This window comes from Streptomyces phytophilus, assembly GCF_013870535.1.
GTDB lineage: Bacteria > Actinomycetota > Actinomycetes > Streptomycetales > Streptomycetaceae > Streptomyces > Streptomyces phytophilus.
In genome coordinates this window covers 1-2,878 of the sequence record NZ_JACBXC010000786.1, presented here as the reverse complement: position 1 = coordinate 2,878, position 2,878 = coordinate 1, and the positions used below count along the sequence as shown (strand labels likewise).

General features: G+C 69.5%; 4 protein-coding genes. All 4 read right to left on the bottom strand.

Going from position 1 to position 2,878, the window contains the following annotated elements; all coding sequences use genetic code 11:
• Positions 1-132 precede the first annotated feature (132 nt).
• Complete coding sequence (locus tag H5J30_RS25225; RefSeq protein ID WP_220189345.1) at positions 133-924, bottom strand: amino acid ABC transporter ATP-binding protein; 792 nt, start codon at positions 922-924, stop codon at positions 133-135.
• Positions 925-929: 5 nt separating this feature from the next.
• The gene (locus H5J30_RS25220; protein ID WP_181789649.1) at positions 930-1,757 is read right to left on the bottom strand and encodes an amino acid ABC transporter permease; all 828 of its coding nucleotides are present in this window, start codon (positions 1,755-1,757) and stop codon (positions 930-932) included.
• Positions 1,754-2,548: a basic amino acid ABC transporter substrate-binding protein gene (locus H5J30_RS25215; RefSeq protein ID WP_181789648.1), complete on the bottom strand. Its 795-nt coding sequence runs from the start codon at positions 2,546-2,548 to the stop codon at positions 1,754-1,756. The genes H5J30_RS25220 and H5J30_RS25215 overlap by 4 nt, the downstream gene beginning before the upstream one ends.
• Positions 2,549-2,681: 133 nt before the next feature.
• Positions 2,682-2,878, bottom strand: a 197-nt coding sequence (locus H5J30_RS25210) for a citrate/2-methylcitrate synthase (protein WP_309505625.1), incomplete at its 5' end; no start/stop codon positions are given.

Sequence of the window (2,878 nt, the reverse complement as noted above, 5' to 3'; positions counted from 1 at the left end):
GCGACGCGTACGACGCCTCGGCGGCGGTACGCGGCTTCTTCGACGAGTTCGGCGGCGAGCAGGCCGCGCCCTGAGCCGTAGCGGCACCGGACGACACCCGGGCAGCACCCGGCGCCCCGGCACCGCTGCCCCCTACAGCTCCGCGACCTCCGCCGCCGCCGGGTCCAGCACCCGGGCCAGGAACGTCCGCGTGCGCCGGTGCTGCGGGTTGCCGATCACCTGCTCCGGCGCTCCCTCCTCCACGATGGCGCCCTCGTCCATGAACACCACCCGGTCCGCGACCTCCCGCGCGAAGCTCATCTCGTGCGTGACCACCAGCATCGTCATGCCCTCGTCCGCGAGATGCCGCATGACCGCCAGCACGTCCCCGACCAGCTCCGGGTCGAGCGCCGAGGTCGGTTCGTCGAAGAGCATCAGCTCCGGCTCCATCGACAGCGCCCGTGCGATCGCCACCCGCTGCTGCTGCCCGCCGGACAACTGCGCCGGATACGACTTCTCCTTGTCCGTGAGCCCCACGCGCACCAGGTTGGCCCGCGCCACCTTCTCCGCCTCCGACCTGCTGCGGCGGAGTACCCGCCGCTGCGCGATGGTCAGGTTGTCCAGCGCCGTCAGGTGCGGGAAGAGGTTGAACGACTGGAAGACCATGCCGATGCGGCGCCGCACCCGGTCGATGTCGACGTCCGGGTCGGTGACCTCGGCGCCGGCCACGGAGATCCGCCCCGCGCTCGGCTCCTCCAGCATGTTCACGCAGCGCAGCAGCGTCGACTTGCCGGAGCCGGAGGGGCCGATCACGCACACCACCTCGCCGCGCCCGACGGTCAGGTCGATGCCGCCGAGCACCTCCAGGTCGCCGAAGGACTTGTGCAGCCCTTCGACGCTGATGGCCGGCGCCTGCGGGGCCGCCTTGTCCGCGGCCTTGTCCAACGTGCTCACCTGGCCTTCGCCGCCTTCGCCTCTAGCCGCCGGACGAGCTGCCCGAGGGGGATGGTGATGATGAGGTAGCACAGCCCCGCGACGAGGATCGGCGTCAGGCTCAGGTTGTCGTTGAGCGCGTCGCGCCCGAACTTCGTCAGCTCCTGCTCGTCCACCGTCAGCCCCAGCACGTAGACGAGCGAGGAGTCCTTGGTGAGCAGGATCAGCTCGTTCGTCAGCGGCGGCAGCACGATCCGGAACGCCTGCGGGATCACGATGGTGATCATCGCCCGCGTCTGCGACATGCCCAGCGACCGGGCCGCCTCCACCTGCCCCTTCGGTACGGCCTGGATGCCGGCGCGGATGGTCTCCGCCATGTACGCGGCGCCGACCAGGCCGAGGGCGAGCATCGTGGTGACGAGCAGGTTGATGTTCACCTGGAAGGCCAGCGGCACGCCGTAGCCGAGGGCGATGAACACCAGCAGCGCGGGTACGCCGCGGAAGAGTTCGATGTACGCCGTGGCCAGCCACCGGTTCGGCGCCACCGACGACAGCTTCATCAGCGCCAGCAGCAGCCCGAGCCCCAGCCCGAAGGCGAAGCCGAGCGCCGTGTACGTGACGGTGTTGACGAGCGCGGTGGTGATGACGTCGGGGAACTGGTCGCCGGCGACGTCGAGGTTGAAGAACGCGTCCTTGACCTCGCCCCAGTCGGCGAGCAGGCCGACCGCGGCGGCCGCGGCGAGCAGCACCCCGTACTGCGCGCCGCGCACCAGCTTCGCCCGCTGACGGCGTGTCAGGGACCGGCCGGCGGGTTTGCCGGCGGGAACAGTGTCGGGCTCTTTCACTTGGGCGCCTCGCCGAACCACTTCTCGTAGATCTTGTCGTAGGTGCCGTCGTCCTTCGCCTTCGCGAGGACGTCGTCGATCACCTTCAGCAGTTCCTCGTTGTCCTTGCCGACGCCGATCCCGTACTGCTCGCCGGTGTCGAACTCGGTGGAGACCTCGAAGTCCGGCCGGTCCTTCACCCAGTCGTAGAGGACGCCGTTGTCGTTGATCGCGGCCGGGATCTGCCCGCCCTCCAGCGCCTGCAACTGCAGCCCGAGGTCCTCGTAGTCCTTGACCTCGACGCCGTCGCCGTTCTCCTGCGCGTACAGCTGGCCCGTGGTGTCCATCTGCGCGCCGAGCCGCTTGCCCTTCAGCGCCTCCAGCGAGTCGAGGCCGGAGCCCTTCTTCGTCGCCAGCGCCTGGGTGGCGTCGAAGTACGGGTCGGAGAACGCGAACTTCTTCTTCCGCTCCTCCGTGATGGTCATGCCGGCCGCGGACAGGTCGCACTTGTTGGAGGCGAACACCGCGCCGGACTCGATGCCTTCGAAGGGCGTGTCGATGACTTCCTGCTCGACGTCCAGCTCTTCGGCGACGAGGTCGATCAGCTCGATGTCGAAGCCGACGATGTCACCGCTCTTCTTGTCCTGGTACTCGAAGGGCTCGTACGGCAGTCCGGTGCAGTTGAGGAGCTTGCCGCTCTTGACGAGCGACACCTCGCCGCTCTGCCCGGACTTCTCGGTGCTGCTGCACCCGGCGAGGAGTACGGCCGCCGCACCGATGGCTATGAGCGGCAGCGGGGGGCGGTACGACACGATGCCTCCTGGGCAGGTCGGCGCTGGATATGTGCTGCTGGGATTCCGCATCCTGCCACCGGTCTACGCGCGTGTCGCCGCCCCGGTCATTGCGAGCATGTAACGGAGGCGCGCACATGATCCGTAACGCTCCCTATGGGAGGGGTTGTTCGGGGGGCGGACCGGTGTAACGGCCGCTCGGACGCATGCGCAGGGGGCGCTCGGCGTACTCCTCCAGCGCGTGCGCGACCCAGCCGGCCGTGCGCGCCACCGCGAACACCGTCTCGCCCGCCTCCGCCGGCATGTCCGCCGCCACCGACAGCACGGCCAGCGCCAGGTCGACGTTCGGCC